Consider the following 21,426-nt stretch of genomic DNA (forward strand, 5'->3'; position numbering starts at 1 on the left):
CCCCCACTCACCCGCACCCGAAACTCAATTCGAACGGTCCTCCAGATACCGCGTATGCGACTCCTGTCGCCTCGCCTCCGTGTCCCGCAGCGCGGATGCCAGTCGCCCCAACTCATCCTGAAGCAACCCCAGTTGGCGCTCTAGGTGTCGCTCGGGCGGCTCCGCTCCCGGCGTCAGGCGGGTCCACCAGCGGGTGCGGACGAACGTGTCGACCGCCTCGGGGATGTCCTGGCGGACCGCCCTCGACAGGGCGTGGATGCCCTCGGGGTCCTGGGCCAGGATCTCGGAGACCCAGCCGGGGTCGAGGAGGGCGGTGAGGAGGTCGGTGAGTTCGGTCAGGCGGCCCGCCGCTGCCGGGGGGAGGTCGATGTCCGTCAGATAGGCGCCCAGGCGGCCGTAGTCGGCACGGAGTTCGTCGAGTTGGGCCGAGGGGTCCGGGAAGTCCGGCAGGGGCGGGCGTTCCGGCGGGGCGATCAGCGCGCCCGCGCCGTAGAGGCCGGCGACCACGACCGGCCAGTACGGGCCCGCGACGCCCGCGAAGGTGAGGCCCAGGCCGGCGACGCCGAGGGCGCCGCCGGTGAGGTTCTTGCGGGACTCCAGGTAGCGCAGGAACCGGTTGGTGTCACTGGTAGCCACGGATCTCCTCGAAGGCGCCGTCCAGCGAGCCCTGCTGGGCGTCGAAGAGGCGGCCGCCGGTCAGGTCGGCGATGTGCTCCAACTCGTCCTTGTCGGAGTCACCGAAGAGGATCGGGAAGACGGGGATCTGCTGCTCGGCGGAGGGCAGCCGGCCGTAGAAGGAGTCGAAGTCCGCCGGGCTCGCCCCTGTCGTGTTCTCGCCGTCCGTCATCAGCACGATCGAGGTGAAGGTGTCCCGGTCGCCGTCGCCCAGATGCTCGTACGCCTTCTGGAGCGAGGTGTAGATGGCGGTGTCGCCGTCCGCGGACAGCTCCTGGGTGTCCTCGCGGATTCCCTCCAGCCCGGTCTTCGGGTCCGACGGCTGGACGACATGGGTGCGGACGCTCTTCACCTCCGAACCGAACGGCATGAGGGTGACCTCCTCGCGGTCGCGGAAGTCGCCGGTCAGTTCGGTGAGGGCGGACTTCAGGCGTTCCAGGCGGTCGCCCTCCATCGAGCCCGAGGTGTCGAGGACGTAGACCGTCCGGGAGGGGCGGCGCAGTTCGTTCTCGTAGGCGTCGAGGAGACCGTCGGCCACGGAACGGCTGCCGGGGAAGGGGAGTTCGCGGCGCCGGGTGGTGTCCAGGCCCGTCGCGGGCGGGACCGAGGCGACCACCGGGCGGCGCAGGGTCTCGTTCGTGATCAGACGCTGGGTGTCCGGGGTGCGCAGGGCCTCGGAGAGGCGGCGTACGTCGTCGCGTACGTCCTTGTCGGTGGAGGCCAGGCTGGAGAGCGGGTAGTCGGCGGTGATCACTCCGTCGCGCGGGCGGATGACCGTGAGGTCCTTCCTGCTCTTCAGGACGGACTCGTAGTTGAGGAGGGCGTCGACGTCGCCGCGCCGGTCGTACGCCGCCGCAAGCCAGCCCGACGAGCCCGACGTCAGCTTCTGGCCCTCGAAGAACTCCTTCAGCCGGGGCGTCGCCTTCCTCACGTCCGCGTCCGTGAGCGCCGACTGGGCGCCGGACAGGCCCGAGGCGACCGAGACCAGCGTGGAGAAACCGGAGTTGGAACGGGCCGGGTCCGTCATCCCGTACGTCAGTCCGCCGTCCCCCACCGCCTTCTCGATGTCGGCCCAGGTGACGTCCTCCGCCTTCCAGCCCAGCTCCGTCATCGTCGCCGTCTTCACACCGATCGCCACCGGGCTCGACATCACCGGGGTCTCCGACACCACCTGCTTCGCCGCGTCCGGGCGCAGCCGCAGATAGTCGTTGGAGGAGAGCCAGAGCGCGTCGTAAGCCCCCTTCGCCCTGCCCTCGGCGAGCAGTTCCACGGCGTCCAGGGTGCCCATGTAGGTGGGCCGGACCTTGATCCCGGTGCTCTTCTCGACCTGCTCCAACACCGGCTTCATATCGGCGAGTTCACTGGAGGCGAGCACCCGGAGGGTGCCGGGGATGTACTTGGTCGCCTCCTCGACGGGGTCCGACGTCTCCACGGTGGTGCAGGCGGAGGTGAGCAGCGCGGCGGCGGTGGCGAGGGCGAGGGCGGCCGTCGTGCGGCGTCTGAGACCGGTCGTCGTACGAAGTCTGCGAGCGGTCGTCGTACGTCGTCTCATCCGAGTCATCCGAGGCCCCCTTCCAGCGCGCCCTGCGAGCGGCTGCGCTCCAAGTGCTGGGTGGCGCTCTGGAGTTCGACGGTCAGGGACTCGACGGTCGCGGCCATCGTCTCGGTCGCCTGGGCCTTGTAGGTGTCGATGGCGTCGAGGGTGCGGTAGATCTGCTGGAAGGCCGAGCGGAGCGTCTCCGCGCCCACGGCCGGGTCGGCGGCGATGCGCTGGATCTCACCGCTCTGGGTGGCGAGCATCTCCGCGTTGCCCCGGATCAGATCCTCCGTCGTACCGCGCAACGCGTTGACCTGGTCGACGACCTTCTTCTGGTTGTCCAGCGCGGAGGCCAGCATCACGGAGATCCGCAGCGCCGAGACCGTGGTCGTGGCGGCCCGGTCGACGCCCTTGATCAGCTCCTCGTTGTTGCGTCGTACGACGTCCATGGCGAGGTAGCCCTGCGCGCAGACCGCGAGCTGGGTGAGCAGGTCCTGGTGCTTCTGCCGGACGGGGAAGAGCACGTCCGCGCGGAGGCTGTCGGCGGCGGCCGGGTCCCCGGTGGCCTCGACGCCCGAGATGTGCTCCTCGACCGCCGTGTCCAGGGCCTCGGTCAGGACGACGTACTCCTGGAGCTTGCCCATGGTCTCCCACAGGCGGACGCGTTCGGTCTGCAGGGCCGCGTTGTCGCGGCGGAGTTCGTCCTGCCCGCCGCGCAACGAGCCCACGATCTTGTTCAGGGTGCCCTGCGCGGAGGCGTACTTGGCGACGTGGTCGCGGAGCTTGTTGCCGCCGGGGAGCCGGGAGAGGAACTTGCGGCCCTTGGAGGCCGGCAGATCCCTCGGGTCGAGGTCCTCCACCACCCTGCGCAGTTCCACGAGCGAGCCCGCGACCTGCGACTGGGCGTCCCCGCCCGTGCTGGGCAGACTGCGTACGGTGCGCTCCAGCATGCGGTTCGACTGGGCGGCGGCCGTGCGCATCTCGCCCGCGCCCAGGTTGGTGATCTCCCCGACCCGGCCGGCGAACTCCGGCGACCGCGCGTCGAGAGCGGCCAGCCCCCGCACATACTCGTTCGCCTTGCGGGCCATGTCCGACCGTACGGACTCCTCCACGGGCACCAGCCCGCCGGCCTTCTCCCGGGGCACGGCCGCGACCGGCTCGGGAGGGGTGAGGGTGAAGCTGTCTCCGGTACCCATCTGTTCTGAACTCATCTGTTCCGATCCCCCGTCGTCCTACTGTCCCCGCGCCCGGCGCGCCATCTCGTGCAGCACCTCGGAGGTGGGCACGGGCGCCTGCCGGACGGTCAGCTTCTGCATCAGATAGGTGGAGTACTCGGCGGTCGCCGCCGTGAACTCCGTGGGCGCGTCCTGCGGCCGGAACCCGTGCCGGGCGGCCAGCTTCCGCAACTGCGGGTCGGTGCCGAGCAGTTCACCGAGGGCCCGGCCCTCGTCGGTGACCGGCACGACGGTGTGGTCGCTGTTGACGGTGGTGTCCGGGTAGAGGACGACCAGGTCATCGGCGTTCTGGCCCCCGCCTTGGCCGCCGCTCTGGCCGCCGTTCTCGGTGAGCATGGCGGCGACCTGGGACTCGTAGACGAGGACGAGCGGATTGCCCGCCCCGCTGACGAAGTCGCGGAACGCCGCGTCCGTACTGGTCTGCTGGGCGCCCTGGACGCTGACCAGGGTGCGCATCAGCGGGGCGGTCCTGTCGATGTCCGCCTTGTCCGAGACCACCCGTCCGTCGTTGGCGACGTTGGAGGTGGCGGCGAGGTAGAGCGCGCCCGAGTTGGAGGTGGTCGGATCTGTCGTGGCGATGTAGAGGAGTCCGGTCAACTCCCCGTACTTGTCGGCCCCCTTGAGCTGCTGCCAGGTCCGGTCCTCCTCGGCGGCCTTGATGTAGGCGCCCATGTCGAGGACGCCGCGGTTCTTGTCGAGTTCGACGAGCCCGTTGTCCGCGAGCACCTCGGCGGCGTTCTTGTGCGCCACCACGACGAGCGGCGAGTAGAAGGGCCGGGGCAGGGGCTCCCGCACCTTGTACTTGTCGGCCAGTTCGTCGGCGGGCGCCTGACTGGAGGGGAAGGCGAAGTCGTAGCCCTTCAGATCCAGCCCGTCCATGGCCCAGGAGCCGGAGGTCTCCGTCTCCACGGTGTAGCCCTTGGCGGCCAGGGCTTTCACCACCTCCGGGTCGGCGAAGAACTCCGCCTTCTCCGACCCGATCACTCCGCGCACGGTCTTCGTTGCCGTGCTCCCGTTGTCCTCTTCGCGCTGCCCTGCGATGACGGCCGCCACCACGCCGCCGATCAGCAGAACCGCCAGGACTATTCCCGCGATACGTCTCACACTGCGGAGATTCCTCGTGGATTCCAACATTCCCCCCGGTCGCGGGTGAACAGGTGGTGACGGACCGGTACCGGGATGCAACCGGAATCTGGGCTTCCCACCCTTTTCGGTGAGGTCCGGTCGAGTCCGGTCCGCAGGATCGACCGCGTCGCTACGGTGGTCCGCCCGTGCGGCGAAAGAGGAAAAGCATGCTCATTCGGCTCAAGGCCATGGAGGACGAGGGCAGTGGCGAGGGCAGTATGGCCATGCTCGACCTGTACCGATGGCTCCGCCAGGACCCGGATGTGCGGGGCCGCGCGGAGCTGAGCATGGCCCCGGACGCCTCCGGCGACGCGGGCCAGAGGACCATGAGCGGGGCCGGCGACGTCATCAACCTCGTCCTCGAACACACCTTCTCGGCGCTCAATCTGGCGCTCGCCTACGCCGCGTGGCGTACGGCGCGCCCCACCGCCCCGGCGATCACCATCACCACCGGCGGCACGTCGGTGACGGTACGGGGCGCGGACGAGGAGACGGTGGCCCGGATCGTGCAGCTGATCAACGGCTCGTCCGACCGCGACTCGGGTGCGGGCCGATGAAGTTGCCCGACCCGGCGGCCTCCCGTGCCGTCCTCATCGGTGTCGACGCGTACCGGGGCCTGGAGCCGCTGCCGTCGGTGGCGAACAACCTCACCGGGCTCACCGCACTGCTCACCGGCCCCGATTCATGGCGCCTGCTGACCGGGAACTGCGAGGTCCTCCGCAACCCCACCAGCGCGGCCCATGTCCTGGACGTCGTACGCAAAGCCGCGCGCGAGGCCGAGGACGCCTTCCTCGTCTACTTCGCCGGCCACGGTCTGCTCTCGCCGGAGGCGAGTCTGTATCTGGCGCTGCGCAACTCGGACCGCGAGCGGCTCTACCACGCGGTGGACTACAACCAGCTCCGCCACCAGGTCGCCGAGGAGTGCTCCGCCGTCCACCGCGTGGTGCTCCTTGACTGCTGCTACAGCGGCCGGGCCATGCAGGGCTATCTGGGCTCGGAGGTCTCGCTCGCCGACTGCGGTGCCGTGGACGGTACGTATCTGATGGCGGCGTCGGGGGAGACGCGACAGGCGCTGGCACCCGAGGGCGAGCGGTACACGGCGTTCACCGGGGAGGTCCTGAAGGCGGCCCGCGGAGGGGTGCCGGACGGGCCGGAGCTGCTCGACATGGGGGCCGTCTTCACGCATGTGCGGCGGGAGTTGTACGCCAAGAACCGGCCGGTGCCGCAACAGCGCGCCCGCAACGGAGGCCAGGGCATCGTCCTGGCCCGCAACCGCTGGAACCCGGCGCCGGGACCCGAGGCGACCGAGTACGCGGCGGCCCTGCGGGACGTGGCCGAGCGGTGGCCCATCGGACGGGAGGCGGACCGGGGCCTTCTGCGGGGCGTGCGGATCGCGCCGAAGGAGTTCGTGGACGACACCTTCGGCGCCGTACTGGCCACGGAGGAACTCACCCGGCTCCACTCCCTGCGCCGAGCGGCACAGGCGGCCGCCCCCGACGCCGCGACCCGGCTGCTGTACTGGCGGGAGGAAGTCGATCTGCTGCGGGGCAGTTTGGAGCAGGCGGGCGAGTACAGCCACCGTGTGGAAAGCGAGTTGGCCGAGGCGCGGGAGCAGGTTCGGCGCCTGTCGACCGAGGTGAAGGTGTTGCGGAGGCAGGTGGAGGGGCTGCTCCGGGCCGAGGAGAGACGGCCGGTGGAGACCGCCGTTCGAGCGGAGGAGGCCGGTGCTCTGGTGGGCACGGGGGCGGCCGTCCGGCCGGTGTCCGCGACGGCCGGTTCGACGCGGACGGCGACCGGCGTGGACGGGACGCGGGAGGAGCGGACGGAGAGGGAGGAGCGGGCGGAGGAGCGGGCGGCGGCGAAGGAGCGGGCGGAGGCGGTGGAGCGTGTGGCGGCGATGGAGCGGGCGGAGGCGATGGATGAGATGCGGCGCGAGGAGAAGCGCCGGAACGCAGCAGCTCCCTTCCGCGAACTGTTCCTCTGGGGCGGCTGCGGCATCCTGCTGGCCCTGGGCGCCGTGATCTATCTCGTCTGCTCCGCGTTCACCGCCGTGGGCGACGTGTCACTGGAGTACGACAGCGGCCGGAAGCCGGCCTCGTCCAAGAGCGAGGACTCGGAGCAGCCGGTCTTCGTGTGGGACGTGGCGGAACGGGCCGAGAGCACCTTCCGGCCCGCCGAGACCGACCCGACCGACACGCTCCTGGGCGATCTGACGGTCTCGGTGACGAAGGAGTGCACGGACCGTACCGTCCACTGGGAGATCACGGCCGATGGCGTTCGTGTCAACGGCGGCTCCCTGACCGGGAAGCGGGAGCACCGGGTCGCTCTCGACCACGAGCGGGAGGACACCGCCAAGAAGGTCACGCTCACCACCCGGTGGGACGGCGGCGACACCACCTGCGGCAGCTTCGGCGTCGTCCTGCGGAACGCGCGGATGGCCAAGAGCTTCCACCTTCTCGGCTGACGGGACGACCTGTGGCCCGCACCCGTACCCCCACCCGCGCCCTCACCCGTACCCGCGCACGAAGCGTCTTCCGCCGCAGGGCCCTCACGGTCGCCGTCCTCACCGTCCTCGTCGCCTCCGGCCTGTACGTCTGGGCGTCGCTGCCGAACGAACTGACCTACTCCAGCGGTGCGCGTCCGCTGCGCACCTTGAGAGACACCGAATGGCCCGACCGGCCTGTGTACGACCATGTCTGGGACGTACGGCGGCGGGTCCACAGCACCTTCGAGGTCGAGGAGGGCTTCGGCAGCGGCGAGGCCGTGGCGCTGGCGGGCCGTATGCGCATCTCCGTGCCCGAGGGGTGCGAGGACCGGACGGTCAGGTGGGAGCTCACCGCCGACAACGAGTGGATCGGGCAGGGCCGGGCGCGCTGGCTGCGTGAGTACGACCTGCCCGCGCAGGTGGGACTGCACGGCAGACCCGCCACCATCGGCCTCACCACCTGGTGGGACGGCGGCACGACCGCCTGCCCGTCGTACGCCCTGACCTGGGTCGATCCGAAGGTGGACAGGGAAGTCGACATCGACCTCCCGCAGCCGGACCTCCGACAGCTGGAGCTTCCTCATCTGGATCTCCCGGACGTCGACGTGCCGTACGTCGGCCTCCCGTACGCGGACCTCCAGCCGTGGAGGGGCGAAGGGCGGTGAGAGGCGAGGGTGAGGGGTGAGGGCTGACCGGCGAGGAGGGACGGGTGGCGGCGGCGCAGTCGGCCGGGCCGGAGGGTCCGTCCGTGGCACCCGGTCCGTCCGTGGCACCCGGTCCGCGCGTCGCTGCGGGTGCGCGCGGACCGGGGCCGTCGAGGGGAGCGGGGCTGGTGGGGAGGCCCGCTCAAGGGCCGGCCGTCGGGCGGTCTCGGCCGGTGGTGTCCGGGGTCAGTGGGCCGGGGTCAGCTCTCGCGGCTGGGCCTCGGGTTCGGCGGCGGCCGCGTGTGCGTCCATCCGCTCGGCCGCCAGGATGGCCGCCGCCGTGTCCGCCCGGGAGGCGGCGACGACCAGGGCCCGCCCGGCGAAGGCGTGCGCGCGGCGGTGGAGGGCGGCGGGGTCGGCGTCAGGACCGCCGGCGGGCTGCGGGGCGCGTACCGGCGTCCGCCCGCCCCGCAGCCGCGCGACCTGCGCGGTCAGCCGCTCGGCGGCCCTGTCGAGGTCGGCGTCGGGAACCAGCGCGCGCAGCTCGTCGGTCACGGCCAGCAGCGCCGCCAGATGACCCGCGAGCTGGATGTCCAGCTCTTCCTCACGCGAACGGTGGGGGAAGTCGGAGGAGGTGGTGGTGCCGGCCATCGTGTGGACCGACTTGGTACGGATCGGCTCGTACATGGGATGGCCTCCAAGCTCTCGGACGACCAGCCTACCTTAGATTCCGTCTAAAGTTGAGCGACGTCCGAAAGCCCGGTTTCCCTATGAATGACCGTTACGTATGGCCGTTACGAATGACGGGTTGCGAACGGCGGTTACGGCTGACCGTATCCGTCCAGGAAGGTGCCGATCCGGGTGATGGCCGAGCGCAGATCGCCGACCGTCGGCAGGGTCACCACACGGAAGTGGTCGGGCTCGGGCCAGTTGAAGCCCGTCCCCTGGACGACCATGATCTTCTCCTGCCGGAGCAGATCAAGGACCATCTGGCGGTCGTCCTTGATCTTGAAGACCTGGGGATCGAGTCGGGGGAACAGATACAGCGCCCCCTTCGGCTTCACGCACGTCACACCCGGGATCTGCGTCAGCAGCTCGTACGCGACATCGCGCTGCTCCTTCAGCCGCCCACCGGGCAGGACGAGATCCTTGATGGTCTGCCGTCCACTCAGCGCGGCGACCACGCCGTGCTGGCCCGGCATGTTCGCGCACAGGCGCATGTTCGCCAGGATCGTCAGACCCTCGATATAGGAGTCGGCGTGCGCCCGCGGGCCCGAGATCGCGACCCAGCCGACCCGGTAACCGGCGACCCGGTACGCCTTCGACATCCCGTTGAAGGTGAGGGTCAGCAGATCGGGGGCCACGGACGCCGTGGGGATGTGGGTGGCGCCGTCGTACAGGATCTTGTCGTAGATCTCGTCGGAGCAGACGAGGAGGTTGTGGCGGCGGGCGATGTCCGTCAGCCCCCGGATCATGGCCTCGTCGTAGACCGCGCCCGTCGGGTTGTTCGGGTTGATGATGACGATCGCCTTGGTGCGGTCGGTGACCTTCCGCTCCACGTCCGCGAGGTCCGGCATCCAGTCGGACTGCTCGTCGCAGCGGTAGTGCACGGCCGTACCGCCGGAGAGGGAGACGGCCGCCGTCCACAGGGGGTAGTCCGGGGACGGTACGAGGACCTCGTCGCCGTCGTCGAGGAGGGCCTGCATCGCCATCACGATCAGCTCGGAGGCGCCGTTGCCGATGAAGACGTGCTCGACGTCCGTCTCGATGCCGAGGGTCTGGTTGTGCATGACGACCGCACGGCGCGCGGCCAGCAGTCCCTTCGCGTCGCCGTACCCGTGGGACGTCGACACATTGCGGAGGATGTCCTCCAGGATCTCGGGCGGGCACTCGAAACCGAACGCCGCCGGGTTGCCCGTGTTCAGCTTGAGGATGCGATGCCCTGCCGCCTCAAGCCGCATCGCCTCCTCAAGAACCGGGCCACGGATCTCGTAACAGACGTTGGCGAGCTTGGTCGACTGGATCACCTGCATGTCCGTGAGCTTACGACCCGGTAACGCCTCCCGGCTCGTGTTTTCCGCCACGCGAGACGCACACGACAGTCCGAAACCCGCCCCCGCCGCCCCGCCGATCCCACCCGAACCTAGAATCCGCCCTCAGGTCCGGCCTTCCCCCACATACGGCCACACGGTGTACGACATGAGGACGATGACGAAGGATGAATGGGGCGAACCCGGCGAACGGCGACCGCGACGCACAGGACCTGAGCGGCTCGCGCGCCCCGTACGGCGGGGACGGTGCCGTGCGGGGACAGGAGCGGGAGTGGGAGCGGGGGCAGGAACACGCCCAGGCGCAGGCACGGCCGCAGGGCCAGGGCCAGGGGCAGACACAGCGGCAGGGTCAGGGGCAGCCGAATGTCTACCGGCCCGTCGCCGACACCGGTTCCCTCCCCGCCTACGGCACCTTCAAGGACCCCGCCGCCGCGCACGGCTGGCTGAACGCCTACGACGACACGGTCCAACTGGACGAGATCGTCACCGATGACCCTGATCACCCGGATCACACGGACGGTGTCGTCGGCGTCGGGGGCACCGGTGATTCCGGGGGCCGCCCGGCCTGGGGCGCCCCCGGAGTCCGCGATGGCGCCGGCGAGTACTCAGCTGCACGGGCCGGGACATACCACGGTGGCGCGTTCCCGGAGGCCGAGCTCCCGGAGGCCGAGGGCGGCTCGTATGCGGCGGACGCCGGGCACGTGGTCGGGCGGCGGGCGCGGCCGGTGGACGGACGGCGGGTGTCGCTCGGACGGCGGCGGGCGCGGCGGCGCGGGGTGCTCGTGGCGATCGGCATCGGTGTCGCCGTACTGGCGGGCGCGGCCGTCGCGGGGCTGATCGGACTGGGTTCCCCGCAAGGGGGTTCCGGCGACCCGGCGCCGAGGAACTCCGCCCCCGCCGACGACCGCTCGGACGACACCGGGTCGTCCACCCGGTCCCCCGGCGATTCCGCCACCCCGGACCAGCCGACACAACCCACCACCGCACACCCGGACCGCACCCCGACCACCTCCTCACCCGACTCCACCCCCACCCCCTCCACCCCGCCCCCGACCCCCACCACGCCCCAGCCCACCTCCCCCTCGACCACCTCACCGCCCCCGACCCAGACCACCTCGGCCAACAAGCCGGGCCGCGGCCAGGGGGCCACGAAGAAGCCGAGATAGCCGAGGAGTTCGACGATCCGCCGAGGGGGGCGGGGGTGCCGTGTGCTGGGAGGCAGGTGCCGGGTGCCGAGGCGGCCGGAGGCAGGTGCCGGGTGCCTGGTGCGCGGAGCCGACGAGCGGAAAGCGGAGGCATCCGGGCCCGAGCCGGGAGCCGGGAGCCGGAAGCCGGGTGCTGGGCGGCGGGAATACGGAGCCGTGCGCCTGGAGCCGGCGGGCGGAAACCGGAAGGCCCCGGCCCCGAGCCGGGAGGGAAAGCTCGGCATCGGCATCGGCATCGGCATGGGCATCGGAAGCGGAAGGCGGGAAGCCGGAAGTCGGAAGCCAGGTGGCGTGCTGGGCGGCGGGAGTGCGGGGTCGCGTGTCTGGAGTCGATGGCCGGAGTCCGGATGCCTCGGCCTCCGAGCGGGGCCGGAAACCCGGCGCGGGAAGCCGTGTACCTGGGCGGCGGGAGTTCGGAGTTGAGTGCCTGAGCCGACGGCCGGAGACCGGAAGCCCCGGCCCCGAGCGGGGGCCGGAAGTCCGGCACGGGAAGCGGGAAGCGGGATGCGGGAAGCCGGAAACTCGGCACCCGGAGTCAGGCGCCGGGTGCCCGAAGTCGGGAGTTGACAGCCAGACGCCCCCGGGCCCCCGCGACGGAAGTCGGGCACCGGAAGCCCCCCGGCGGGGAGGCGGGCGGCGGAAGCCCCCGTCGGGCGGCAAGCGGCGGAAGTTGGTTGGCCTGGCTGGCTGGAGAGTTGCGGCCGGAACCAACTTCTTGCTCGGTCATCACCAGACCCTCACAATGCGCATGACAAACTGCGGTGGCAGGACGATCTTCCGTCACTTCAGTCGTGCAACGTCACACACGTCACCCATGTCATTCATGTCGCAAGAGGGGACCCCCACATGAGAAAGCCTCTCGTAGCCGCGCTGGCCGCCCTGGTGATCACCGGGACGGGCGCGGTGCCCGCCGTCGCCGCTCAGGACTCCGCGGCCGGGACGCCGGGCAAGTCGGCCGGGTCGGGAAGCAGCACGGTGACGGACGTCGTCCAGTCCGCCACCTCCCTGGTGAACGGCGTCCTCGCCGGCCCCACCGTCCAGGCCGTCGACTTCGCCGGCACCGTCGCGCTCAGCAACTGCTCCGGCTCGGTCGTCCGTATGCCCGCCTCCGAGGACGACGACCCCGCCCTGGTCATGACCAACGGCCACTGTCTCTCCGCCGGCTTCCCGGAGCCCGGTGAGGTGATCGTCGACGAGGCCTCCAGCCGTACCTTCGGCCTCCTCAACTCCGCCGGTACCCGCGTCGCCACACTCCGCGCCAGCAAGATCGCGTACGGCACGATGACCGACACCGACGTCGCGATCTACCAGCTCACCACCACGTACGCCCAGATCCGCAGCTCGTACGGCATCGAGGCGCTGGCCCTCCGCGACACGCACCCGACCGCCGGAACGGCCATCAGCGTGGTCTCGGGTTACTGGAAGCGGATCTACAACTGCAGCGTGGACGGCTTCGCGTACCGCCTGAAGGAGGGCGACTGGACCTGGAAGGACTCCCTCCGCTACACCTCCACCTGCAACACCATCGGCGGCACCTCCGGTTCCCCGGTCGTCGACCAGGCCACCGGCGAGGTCGTCGCCGTCAACAACACGGGCAACGAGGACGGGGAGAGTTGCACCGTCAACAACCCCTGTGAGGTGGACGAGTCCGGCAACGTCACCGTCCGCCAGGGCATCAACTATGCCCAGCAGACGTACCAGATCCCGGCCTGCTTCGGGCTCGACAACAAGCTGGACCTCGGCCGCAGTGGGTGCGTATTGCCTAAGCCGTAGCGCTCGCTTCTTGGCGGCCGAGAGCCCCGAGATCGCCGAGGATCGAAGGCTGGACTTCGGGGTGCGGGTCGTCGTGGGCTGGTCGCGCAGTTCCCCGCGCCCCTTTAGGGCGCGGGTGTGGGCCGGATGCTCCGTCAGGCGCCCGATCAGGCACCCCGGCGGATCGTCCGGCCCGCCAGTACGGGCGTCCTCCGGCCGTCCTCGACGGCGAAGCGGCCGTTGATCATGACGTAGGGGATGCCGGTGGGGAGGGTGCGCGGGGCCTCGTACGTCGAGCCGGCGGCGACCGTCGTCGGGTCGAAGAGGACGAGGTCGGCGCGGTAGCCCTCGCGGATGAGGCCCCGGTCCGTGAGGCGCAGGCGGGCGGCGGGGCGGGAGGTGAGGTGGGCGACGCACTCCTCCAGGGTGAGGACGCCCAACTCCCTTACATACCGGCCGAGATAGTGCGGGAACGTGCCGTACGCGCGCGGATGCGGCTTGGCGCCGCGCAGGATGCCGTCGGAGCCGCCGGTGTGGACGCGGTGCCGCATGATCGCGCGGACGTTCTCCTCGTGCCCGACGTGCTGGAGGATCGTGGACCCGAGCCGGTCCTCGACGAGAAGCTGGCGGGCCGTCACCCACGGGTCCTCTCCCAGCGCGGCGGCGGACTCGGCGATCGTGCGGCCCACGTACGACGACAGGGCCGGATCGGCGACTCCCGAGATCTCGATGGTGTCCCACTCGATGGGTACGCCGTGGCAGCCGTCGGCCCCGATCACCTCCATGTGATGGCGGACGCGCGCGGCCGTCTCCTCGTCCGCCAGCCGCCCGAGGATCGCCTCCGGCCCGCCCTCGCTCGCCCAACTGGGCAGCATCGCCACCAGGGTCGTACAGCCGGGGGTGTAGGGGTAGGTGTCGAGGGTGATGTCGGCGCCGGACGCGAGCGCGTCGTCGAGGAGGGTGAGCAGTTCGGGGGCGCGGCCCTTGTTCACGCCGAAGTTCATGGTGGCGTGGGCGAGATGGAGGGAGCAGCCGGCCTCGCGGGTGAGGGCGACCATCTCCTCGTACGCCGCCAGCGCCCCCGCCCCGTACGAGCGGTGGTGCGGGCAGTAGTAGCCGCCGTACGACGCCACCACCCGGCACAGCTCGGTGAGTTCGGCGTCCTTGGCGTACATGCCGGGCGTGTACGTGAGCCCCGACGACATCCCGACGGCGCCCTCGCGCATCCCGGCGGCGACCGACTCCCGCATCCGGTCCAGCTCCTGTGCCGTCGCCTCCCGGTCCTCCCAGCCCATCGCGAGCATGCGTACGGTGCCCTGCGGGACGAGATAGGCGGCGTTCACGGCGATGCCCTCGCCGTCGAAGCCGTGGTCGAGGCGGTCCAGATACTCGCCGACCGAGCGCCAGGTGAAGTCGATGTCGTCGCCGTAGCCGTTCCAGCCGATGATCGCCCGGCGTACCTCTTCGAGGGTGCGGTCGTCGACGGGGGCGTACGACAGTCCGTCCTGGCCGATGACCTCCAGGGTGACCCCTTGCGCGACCTTCGCGGTGTGCTCGGGGTCGCGCAGCAGGGCGAGGTCGCTGTGGGCGTGCATGTCGATGAAGCCGGGGGCGAGGACCAGGCCCTCGGCGTCGATCAGCCGCCCGGAGCCGGGGCGCTGGCAGCCTGCGGCGGCGGCCTCCTTGACGACCTGGACGATTTTGCCGTGGGCCACGACCACATCGGCGCGGTAGGAGGGGGCGCCGGAGCCGTCCACGACCTCGGCGTCACGGAATACGACGTCCATCTGTGCCAGCCTTTCCGGGCTCCGCCCGAACCGTCTCGTCCCCGCGCTCCGCGCGGATTTTTCCCACCCACCCACCCACCCGACTCGCCAGAACATCCCGGCTCCCGCCGGCGCCCACTGAGAGGGGTGTCTGGCGATGAGGGGCGGCTGCGGGTCCGTCGTGCTTGCTCGCGCAGTTCCCCGCGCCCCTGAACGGCGGCTGCGCCGCCCATTCAATGGCGGGTGCGCCGGCCAATCAGCAGTCAGAAGGCTGCCCAATCAGCAGTCAGAAGGCCGCCCAATCAGCAGTCAGAAGTACGTGCGCACGTAATCCACCACCGTCCCGTCCCCCTCCACCACCGGAATCAGCTGCCACTTGTCGAACGACGTGCAGGGATGGGACAACCCCAGCCCCACCCAGTCCCCGACCTCCAGGCCGGTCGCCCCCGGCTCCGTGCGCAGCCAGGTGTGCTGGTCGGAGAGGGCGGTCACCGTGATGCCCTCGGCGTCACGGACCGTGCCCGTACGAGCCCCCCGTACGACCTCCGCCTCCGGCAGATCCAGGTCGTACGCGGCGTCGCGCTTGCCGGCGTTGGCGAAGGCCTGATCCTCCGCGGGCCGGGAGACGACCTGGGCCCACAGCCGGAAGGCGGGCTCCAGGGAGCCTTCCTCGGGCACCCGGTTGAAGGGGGTCATCCGGCGGTAGTGCCCGACATCGTGCGAGACATACGCCCCCGACCGCAACAGCTTCCTCACCGGCACCGACAACTCCGGCAGCTCGCCGAACACATCGGCCACCGCGTCGAACCACGCGCTGCCCCCGGCGCTCACCACCACCTCGTCCAGCCCCGCGAACCGCCCCGCCTTGTCGAAGTCGACGGCCAGCGCGGTCAGTCTCCGCAGCCATGCCCGCACCCGCTCCGGATCGGGGTCGGGCACCTCGCCCTCATACCCGGCGACCCCCACCAGCCGCAGCGTCTCCACGCCCGCCACCGCGTCGGCGACCGCCGCGCACTCGGCCTCCGTACGCACCCCGGTACGGGCCCCGCCCCCGGCCCCCAGCTCCACCACCACGTCCACCGGCCGCCGCGCGACCTCGCGCAGCGCGGCGTCCATCAGCTCCACCCCGCGCACGGAGTCGACGTAACAGATGAACCGGAAGCCGGGATCGGCGGCCAACTCGGCGGCGATCCAGCGCAGCGCCGCCGCATCGACCACCTCATTGGCCACGAAGACCCGCTCGACACCGAACTCCCGTGCCACCCGCACCTGATGCGGAACGGCGAGCGTGATCCCCCACGCCCCCCGCTCGATCTGCCGCCAGAACAACCCCGGAGCCATCGACGTCTTGCCGTGCGGAGCGAAGGAGAGCCCATGGCGCTCCGCGTACGTCTCCATCAGGGCCAGGTTGTGCTCCAGCCGCTCGGCGGAGAGGGCGAGCACGGGCGTGGTGAAGCCGCCGGTGAACAGATTCCGGCGCTCGGCGGCCAACTCGGCCACCGTCAGCCCGTCGGCGTCCGGCGGAAGGCCCTTGAACCGGTGATCGACCCGCTCGGCGGCCAGCCGGGCCAGCACGTCCGCATTCATGAGCAGCCTCCCTACGACGGGCGTTGTATTCTCTGCAACGTTCATTGCGTATGTCGCTCCCTGCTGTCTAACATCCCAGCCAGCACCGGGTCAACGGTGCGCAGCCGCCGACGAGGAGCCCCCACCATCGTGACCGCCGAAGGACTCCGTCGCCCCGAGGACGCACCCGACCCCGCCGTCGTGGATGTCGTGGACGTCGTCACGCTCGGCGAGTCCATGGTCACCTTCCTGCCCAGCCGCCCCGGCCGCCTCGCCGACGTCCCCTCCTTCGACCGCGCCATAGGCGGCGCCGAGTCCAACGTGGCCTGCGCACTTGCCGCCGCCGGACACACCGCGCGCTGGGTCAGCCGGGTGGGCGCGGACGGGTTCGGCGACCACCTGATCGAGACGATCGGCGCCCACGGCGTAGACGTCTCCTCCGTACGCCGCGACCCCGACCGCCCGACGGGCGTCTACTTCCGCACAGCCAACGACCGTTCGACGACCGACTACGAGGTCGCCTACTACCGAGCGGGTTCGGCGGCGTCGGCGATGTCGATCCACAACACCGACCTCACCGCCCTACGAGCCGCCCGCGTCCTCCACCTCTCCGGCATCACCGCAGCCCTCTCCGACGACTGCCTGCACCTGCTCCGCACTCTGACCGCCCCCCAATCCCCCTCCACCCGCCCCCTGATCTCCTTCGACGTCAACCACCGGGCGGGCCTCTGGCGGGACAGCGACGACGGCCCCCAGACCCTCCTGGACCTGGCACGCAACGCGGACATCGTCTTCGTAGGAGAGGACGAGGCGGAGGAGGCATGGGGCATCAAGGGCGGCCCAAACGCGATCCGAGCCTTCCTCCCCCACCCCCGCACCCTGGTGGTGAAACAGGGCGCGAGGGGCGCCACCCTCTTCGAACGCACGCCGCCCCCCACGACGGACCAGCCGCCCACGGACGGAAGGGGCCGGGCCGGTGTGTCATATGTCCGTCGCGTAGAGCGGCTCAGAGAAGTCCACGCCCCGGAACCCCCGGGCCGTACGTCCGCCCGCGACGGGCTGACACACCGGCCCGGCCCCGGCCCCCACTCCACCGAAGGCGCCCCCGAGACGGCGCTGACGCCAACCGGCCCTGGCCCCCACTCCACCGAAGGCGCCCCCGAGACGGCGCTGACGCCAACCGGCCCCGACCCCCACCCCACGAAACGCGCGGCGGCGCACCCCGCCGAAGGCGCGGCGGCGCACGCCACGGAAGACGCGACGGCGCACCCCGCCGAAGGCGGGGCGACCCACTCCACGGAACGCGCGACGGCCCACCCCACCGAAGCCACCCCGGAGACGACGCTGACCGTCCCCGCCCCCCACGTCCACGTCATCGCGGCGGTGGGCGCGGGCGACGCCTTCGCCGCCGGCTTCCTCTCCGCCACCCTCCGCGGCCTGCCCCCCGCCGCCCGCCTCCGCCACGGCCACCTCATGGCCGCCGCCGCCCTCACCACCCCCGGCGACCTGGCGGAGCCACCCCCCACCCGCGCCCACGCCGACCGCCTCGCGGCCCTCGACGACACCGCGTGGGAGACACTTCGACTCGGCCCCGGCTGGACAAGGAACACGGACCGGGACACGGACCGGGACAGGGACGGGGCCGAGGAGGAGGTACGCACCCCATGAGCCAGACCGTAGACCGCGCGCTGAGCATCCTGCCGCTGCTCGCCGAGGGCCCCGCCGACCTCGGCCAGGTCGCCGAGCGCCTGGGCGTCCACAAGTCCACGGCCCTGCGCCTCCTGCGCACCCTCCACGAGCACGGCCTGGTCTACCGCCAGTCCGACCAGCGCTACCGCCTCGGCGCCCGCCTCTTCGCCCTCGCCCAGGAGGCCGTGGAGAACCTGGACGTCCGCGAGATCGCCCACCCCCACCTCGTACGCCTCAACGAACAGTGCGGCCACACCGTCCACCTGGCCGTCTACGAGGAGAACGAGGTGCTCTACATCGACAAGGTGGAGAGCCGCTACCCGGTCCGTATGTACTCAAGGATCGGCAAACCGGTGGCCATCACGGTCGCGGCCGTCGCCAAACTCCTCCTCGCCGACCTTCCGGAAGCCGAGCGCCGCGCCCTCGCGGAGAAGCTCGACTACCCCCTGTACACGTCCCGTTCGACCCCCAACGCCCTCGCCTTCCTCAAGGAGTTGGCGAGGGTACGCGAACAGGGCTGGGCCACCGACCTCGGCGGCCACGAGGAGTCCATCAACTGCGTGGCGGCGCCCATCCGCGGCACCGACGGCCGGGTCGTCGCCGCGATGTCGGTCTCCGCCCCCAACGTCGTCGTCACCGCCGACGAACTCCTCTCCCTCCTCCCGCTGGTACGCCGCACGGCGGACGCGATCAGCGGGGAGTACTCCGGCAAGACCCCCGCGAAGGAAGCCACCTGATGACAGAGGAAGCCACCCGATGACAGAGAAGACCGCTCTCACCCCCAAGACCCACACGACCCCGCCCGCGAAGTTCTCCCACGGCGTGCGCAAGGGCAACATCCTCCAGGTCGCCGGCCAGGTCGGCTTCCTCCCGGCGGAAGAGGGCAAGCCGCCCACCCCCGCGGGCCCCACCCTCCGCGAACAGACCCTCCAGACCCTCGCCAACGTCAAGGCGATCCTGGAAGAGGGCGGCGCCACCTGGGAGGACGTGATGATGATCCGCGTCTACCTCACGGACGTGGCCCACTTCGCGGAAATGAACGAGATCTACAACGAGTACTTCGAGCAGAACCTGACCGGAATCCCGGCAGCCCGCACCACGGTGTACGTGGGCCTCCCCGCAGGCTTGCTGATCGAGATCGACGCGCTGGCGGTCTTGGACGCCTGAAAACTCCCCGCACCCTAGATCTTTTGAGGGCCGCAGGCCCGAAAAAAAGGGGCGCGGGCTGTATCGATATGCGGCTCCGCCGCGTGGGCGCGACCAGCCCCCACCAACCCGCGCCCGGCCACGATCCGCCACCACCCCCCACAATCCCCGCACCCCACACGACGATCCCCCCTGCCCAAAAACAGATGCCGCTCCCACCCCCCAGAGGACCCCCATGCCCGAAACCCCCCAACACACCGGCGGCCTACTCCTCCTCATAGACGGCACAGCCGGCCTCCTCACCGTCGCCGCCCTGGGTATCGCCCTCCTCCTCTTCCTGATCATCAAAACCAGACTCCAGCCCTTCGTGGCCCTCCTCGCCGTCTCCATAGCCGTAGGCCTCCTCTCAGGCCTGTCGGTCACGGAACTCTTCGGCACGGTCCAGCGAAGCGACGCCGTCTCGACGATCGAGTCCGGCATGGGCGGCATCCTCGGCCACGTGGCGATCATCATCGGCCTCGGCACGATGCTCGGCGCGATTCTCGAAGTCAGCGGCGGAGCCGAGGTGTTGGCGTCCCGCCTCCTGAACCTCTTCGGCGAGAAGCGCGCCCCGCTCGCGATGGGCATGACCGGCCTGATCTTCGGTATCCCGGTCTTCTTCGACGTCGGCATCTTCGTCCTCGCCCCGCTCGTCTACGCGGCGGCGAAACGCTCGGGCAAGTCGATCCTGCTCTACTGTCTGCCCCTCCTCGCGGGCCTGTCGATGACGCACGCCTTCCTGCCCCCGCACCCGGGCCCGGTGGCGGCGGCCGGCCTCCTCCACGTGGACCTCGGCTGGGTCATCCTCATGGGCGTCGTCTGCGGTATCCCGGCGGTCCTCGCGGCGTGGGCGTTCTCCGCGTGGATCGGCCGCCGTATCTTCGTCCCGGTCCCGCAGGACATGCTGGAGGCGGCGGAGGAATCCCGGAACGCGGTGCTCGCCGAACAACGCGCGGCCGGCGTGGAACCCCAGGAAAAACCGGTCCCCCTCACCACGGTCTTCCTGATCATCGGCACCCCTCTACTCCTCATCCTGGCCGCGACCTTCTCCTCGATAGCCCTGGACCCCTCCACACTCCGCTCGGTGATCGAGTTCTTCGGTCACCCCTTCGTCGCCCTGACGATCGCCCTGCTCCTCGCCTACTACCTGCTGGGCATCCGCCGGGGCTGGTCCCGCAAGTCGCTGGAGACGGTGTCGACGTCCTCCCTCAAGCCGGTCGGCAACATCCTGCTCGTGGTCGGCGCGGGCGGTGTCTTCGGCGCCGTACTGAAGGCGAGCGGAGTGGCCCAGGCGCTCTCCGACACCTTCAACGACGTGGGCCTCCCGGTGATCGTCCTGTCGTATCTGCTCTCGGTGGTGCTCCGCGTCGCCCAGGGCTCGGCGACGGTGGCGATCGTCACCACGGCCGGGATCGTGGCGCCGCTGCTCTCCGAGGGCGATCACTCCCAGGCGTTCGTGGCCCTCGTCATCATGGCCATCTCGGCCGGTTCGATCTTCGCCTCGCACGTCAACGACGGCGGCTTCTGGATCGTCGCCAAGTACTTCGGCATCAGCGAACGGGACACCCTCAAGACCTGGACGGTCCTGGAGACGGTCCTGTCGATCGCGGGCTTCGCGATGGCGGCCCTGCTGAGCGTGTTCGTCTAGCCCTCACCCGGAACCGGCGGCCCTTACACGGAACTCAGATGCGGACATATGCCCGGCCCGACTGTTCCCGGCACAGGGTCGTCGACCATACTGCCCGCGTGGAGCAGCGCATTGGTTCGAACAGCCAGCCCCTGGCCGCCGCCGCGGTCGACCCGTCGCACATCCCCGGACTCACGGCACCCGTGTCCGTGACGAAGGAGAAGCAGGAGGAGCCGGAGGACAACAAGCCGACGGAATCCGCCGAGCCGGCGGAGACCGAGGAGCAGAACGAGGCTGCCCCGAAGCAGAAGGAGGAGCCGGAGGCGGACGCCGACGAGGAGGCGTCCGAGGCCGCGCCCGACACGGAGGTCTCCTCCGACGCCGAGGAGACCGAGCAGGCCGAGAAGGCCAAGGCCACCGAAGGCGACGAGGACGACCAAGACGCCGAAGACGCCGAAGACGCCGAAAAGGAGACCCCCTCCGACGGTCCCGTCTTCGAGGCGTCCGACCGTCGCGCGAAGATCGTCGCCGACAGCGAGGGCGTACACCTGACGCTGGACGACCAGCGGTGCGAGTTCCGCTGGGACGAGATCGGCGCGATCGAGACGGAGTCTCCCCGCTTCGGCAAGCGTTTCACGGTGACCGTCCACACCCCCGACCGCCGCTGGTACCCCATCGAGATCGAGGCCAAGTCCAAGTCCCAGCACAGGGATTGGGAGACCGAGATCGACAAGGTCCTGGACGCGTACTTCGAGGACGGCGAGGCGGAGTCCGAGGCGGAGACCGAGGAGAGCGCCCCGTAAGGGGCGCGGGGAACTGCGTGCTCAGCCACGACGAACGCGCAGTTCCCCACTCACAGAAGCACCCGAGCTCTCACCGGCTCA

Annotated in this window: 18 protein-coding genes; 10 read left to right on the plus strand and 8 right to left on the minus strand. The window is 70.7% G+C overall.

Translation table 11 applies throughout. The features are described 5' to 3' along the window. Positions 1–24: 24 nt before the first annotated feature. The 4 genes from ACWD4G_RS33400 to ACWD4G_RS33415 are packed head-to-tail and all read right to left on the minus strand — an operon-like array spanning position 25 to position 4,551. A complete protein-coding gene (locus ACWD4G_RS33400; protein ID WP_451300131.1) occupies positions 25–636 on the minus strand; it encodes a hypothetical protein in 612 nt (203 codons plus the stop codon). After that, complete coding sequence (locus tag ACWD4G_RS33405; RefSeq protein ID WP_451300133.1) at positions 623–2,227, minus strand: substrate-binding and vWA domain-containing protein; 1,605 nt, start codon at positions 2,225–2,227, stop codon at positions 623–625. The genes ACWD4G_RS33400 and ACWD4G_RS33405 overlap by 14 nt, the downstream gene beginning before the upstream one ends. Positions 2,228–2,232: 5 nt before the next feature. Continuing rightward, positions 2,233–3,423, minus strand: coding sequence for a toxic anion resistance protein (locus ACWD4G_RS33410; RefSeq protein WP_451300135.1), 1,191 nt, complete (start codon positions 3,421–3,423; stop codon positions 2,233–2,235). A 21-nt stretch (positions 3,424–3,444) separates the two neighbouring features. Then, complete coding sequence (locus ACWD4G_RS33415; RefSeq protein WP_451300137.1) at positions 3,445–4,551, minus strand: hypothetical protein; 1,107 nt, start codon at positions 4,549–4,551, stop codon at positions 3,445–3,447. A 188-nt stretch (positions 4,552–4,739) separates the two neighbouring features. Between ACWD4G_RS33415 and ACWD4G_RS33420 the strand changes: the two genes are divergently transcribed. The 3 genes from ACWD4G_RS33420 to ACWD4G_RS33430 are packed head-to-tail and all read left to right on the plus strand — an operon-like array spanning position 4,740 to position 7,722. Further along, the gene (locus ACWD4G_RS33420) at positions 4,740–5,129 is read left to right on the plus strand and encodes an effector-associated constant component EACC1 (protein ID WP_451300139.1); all 390 of its coding nucleotides are present in this window, start codon (positions 4,740–4,742) and stop codon (positions 5,127–5,129) included. Then, positions 5,126–7,036, plus strand: a complete 1,911-nt coding sequence (locus ACWD4G_RS33425; protein WP_451300141.1) for a caspase family protein — start codon at positions 5,126–5,128, stop codon at positions 7,034–7,036. Before ACWD4G_RS33420 ends, ACWD4G_RS33425 begins: the two co-directional genes overlap by 4 nt. 11 nt (positions 7,037–7,047) lie before the next feature. Beyond that, positions 7,048–7,722: a hypothetical protein gene (locus tag ACWD4G_RS33430; RefSeq protein ID WP_451300143.1), complete on the plus strand. Its 675-nt coding sequence runs from the start codon at positions 7,048–7,050 to the stop codon at positions 7,720–7,722. Positions 7,723–7,947: 225 nt separating this feature from the next. Here the strand turns inward: ACWD4G_RS33430 and ACWD4G_RS33435 are convergent, their stop codons facing one another. Together ACWD4G_RS33435 and ACWD4G_RS33440 are read right to left on the minus strand one after the other, a co-directional pair. Beyond that, complete coding sequence (locus tag ACWD4G_RS33435) at positions 7,948–8,388, minus strand: SCO4983 family protein (RefSeq protein WP_451300145.1); 441 nt, start codon at positions 8,386–8,388, stop codon at positions 7,948–7,950. Positions 8,389–8,522: 134 nt separating this feature from the next. Continuing rightward, positions 8,523–9,734, minus strand: a complete 1,212-nt coding sequence (locus ACWD4G_RS33440; protein WP_451300147.1) for a pyridoxal phosphate-dependent aminotransferase — start codon at positions 9,732–9,734, stop codon at positions 8,523–8,525. Positions 9,735–9,919: 185 nt separating this feature from the next. Between ACWD4G_RS33440 and ACWD4G_RS33445 the strand changes: the two genes are divergently transcribed. Together ACWD4G_RS33445 and ACWD4G_RS33450 are read left to right on the plus strand one after the other, a co-directional pair. Then, positions 9,920–10,918, plus strand: a complete 999-nt coding sequence (locus ACWD4G_RS33445) for a hypothetical protein (protein WP_451300149.1) — start codon at positions 9,920–9,922, stop codon at positions 10,916–10,918. 885 nt (positions 10,919–11,803) lie between these two features. Beyond that, positions 11,804–12,730 carry a S1 family peptidase gene (locus ACWD4G_RS33450; RefSeq protein WP_451300151.1) on the plus strand — a complete coding sequence of 309 codons (927 nt, stop codon included), beginning with the start codon at positions 11,804–11,806 and terminating at the stop codon, positions 12,728–12,730. Between the two features lie 146 nt (positions 12,731–12,876). On the opposite strand, the gene ACWD4G_RS33455 is transcribed toward ACWD4G_RS33450, so the two are convergent. After that, positions 12,877–14,496 carry an N-acyl-D-amino-acid deacylase family protein gene (locus ACWD4G_RS33455; protein ID WP_451300153.1) on the minus strand — a complete coding sequence of 540 codons (1,620 nt, stop codon included), beginning with the start codon at positions 14,494–14,496 and terminating at the stop codon, positions 12,877–12,879. Between the two features lie 288 nt (positions 14,497–14,784). Beyond that, positions 14,785–16,062, minus strand: coding sequence for an amino acid deaminase (locus ACWD4G_RS33460; protein ID WP_451300155.1), 1,278 nt, complete (start codon positions 16,060–16,062; stop codon positions 14,785–14,787). A 129-nt stretch (positions 16,063–16,191) separates the two neighbouring features. Between ACWD4G_RS33460 and ACWD4G_RS33465 the strand changes: the two genes are divergently transcribed. From ACWD4G_RS33465 to ACWD4G_RS33485, 5 genes are all read left to right on the plus strand, one after another. After that, the gene (locus tag ACWD4G_RS33465) at positions 16,192–17,709 is read left to right on the plus strand and encodes a sugar kinase (RefSeq protein WP_451300157.1); all 1,518 of its coding nucleotides are present in this window, start codon (positions 16,192–16,194) and stop codon (positions 17,707–17,709) included. Continuing rightward, positions 17,706–18,467: an IclR family transcriptional regulator gene (locus tag ACWD4G_RS33470; protein WP_451300159.1), complete on the plus strand. Its 762-nt coding sequence runs from the start codon at positions 17,706–17,708 to the stop codon at positions 18,465–18,467. The genes ACWD4G_RS33465 and ACWD4G_RS33470 overlap by 4 nt, the downstream gene beginning before the upstream one ends. A 19-nt stretch (positions 18,468–18,486) precedes the next feature. Next, the gene (locus tag ACWD4G_RS33475; protein ID WP_451300161.1) at positions 18,487–18,897 is read left to right on the plus strand and encodes a RidA family protein; all 411 of its coding nucleotides are present in this window, start codon (positions 18,487–18,489) and stop codon (positions 18,895–18,897) included. Positions 18,898–19,111: 214 nt separating this feature from the next. Then, positions 19,112–20,563 (plus strand): GntP family permease, encoded by a 1,452-nt coding sequence (locus tag ACWD4G_RS33480; protein ID WP_451300163.1) that lies wholly within the window; start codon positions 19,112–19,114, stop codon positions 20,561–20,563. 98 nt (positions 20,564–20,661) lie between these two features. Further along, positions 20,662–21,345 carry a hypothetical protein gene (locus ACWD4G_RS33485; protein ID WP_451300165.1) on the plus strand — a complete coding sequence of 228 codons (684 nt, stop codon included), beginning with the start codon at positions 20,662–20,664 and terminating at the stop codon, positions 21,343–21,345. Positions 21,346–21,426 lie beyond the last annotated feature (81 nt).

The sequence above is a fragment of the Streptomyces sp. NPDC002643 genome (assembly GCF_053592555.1).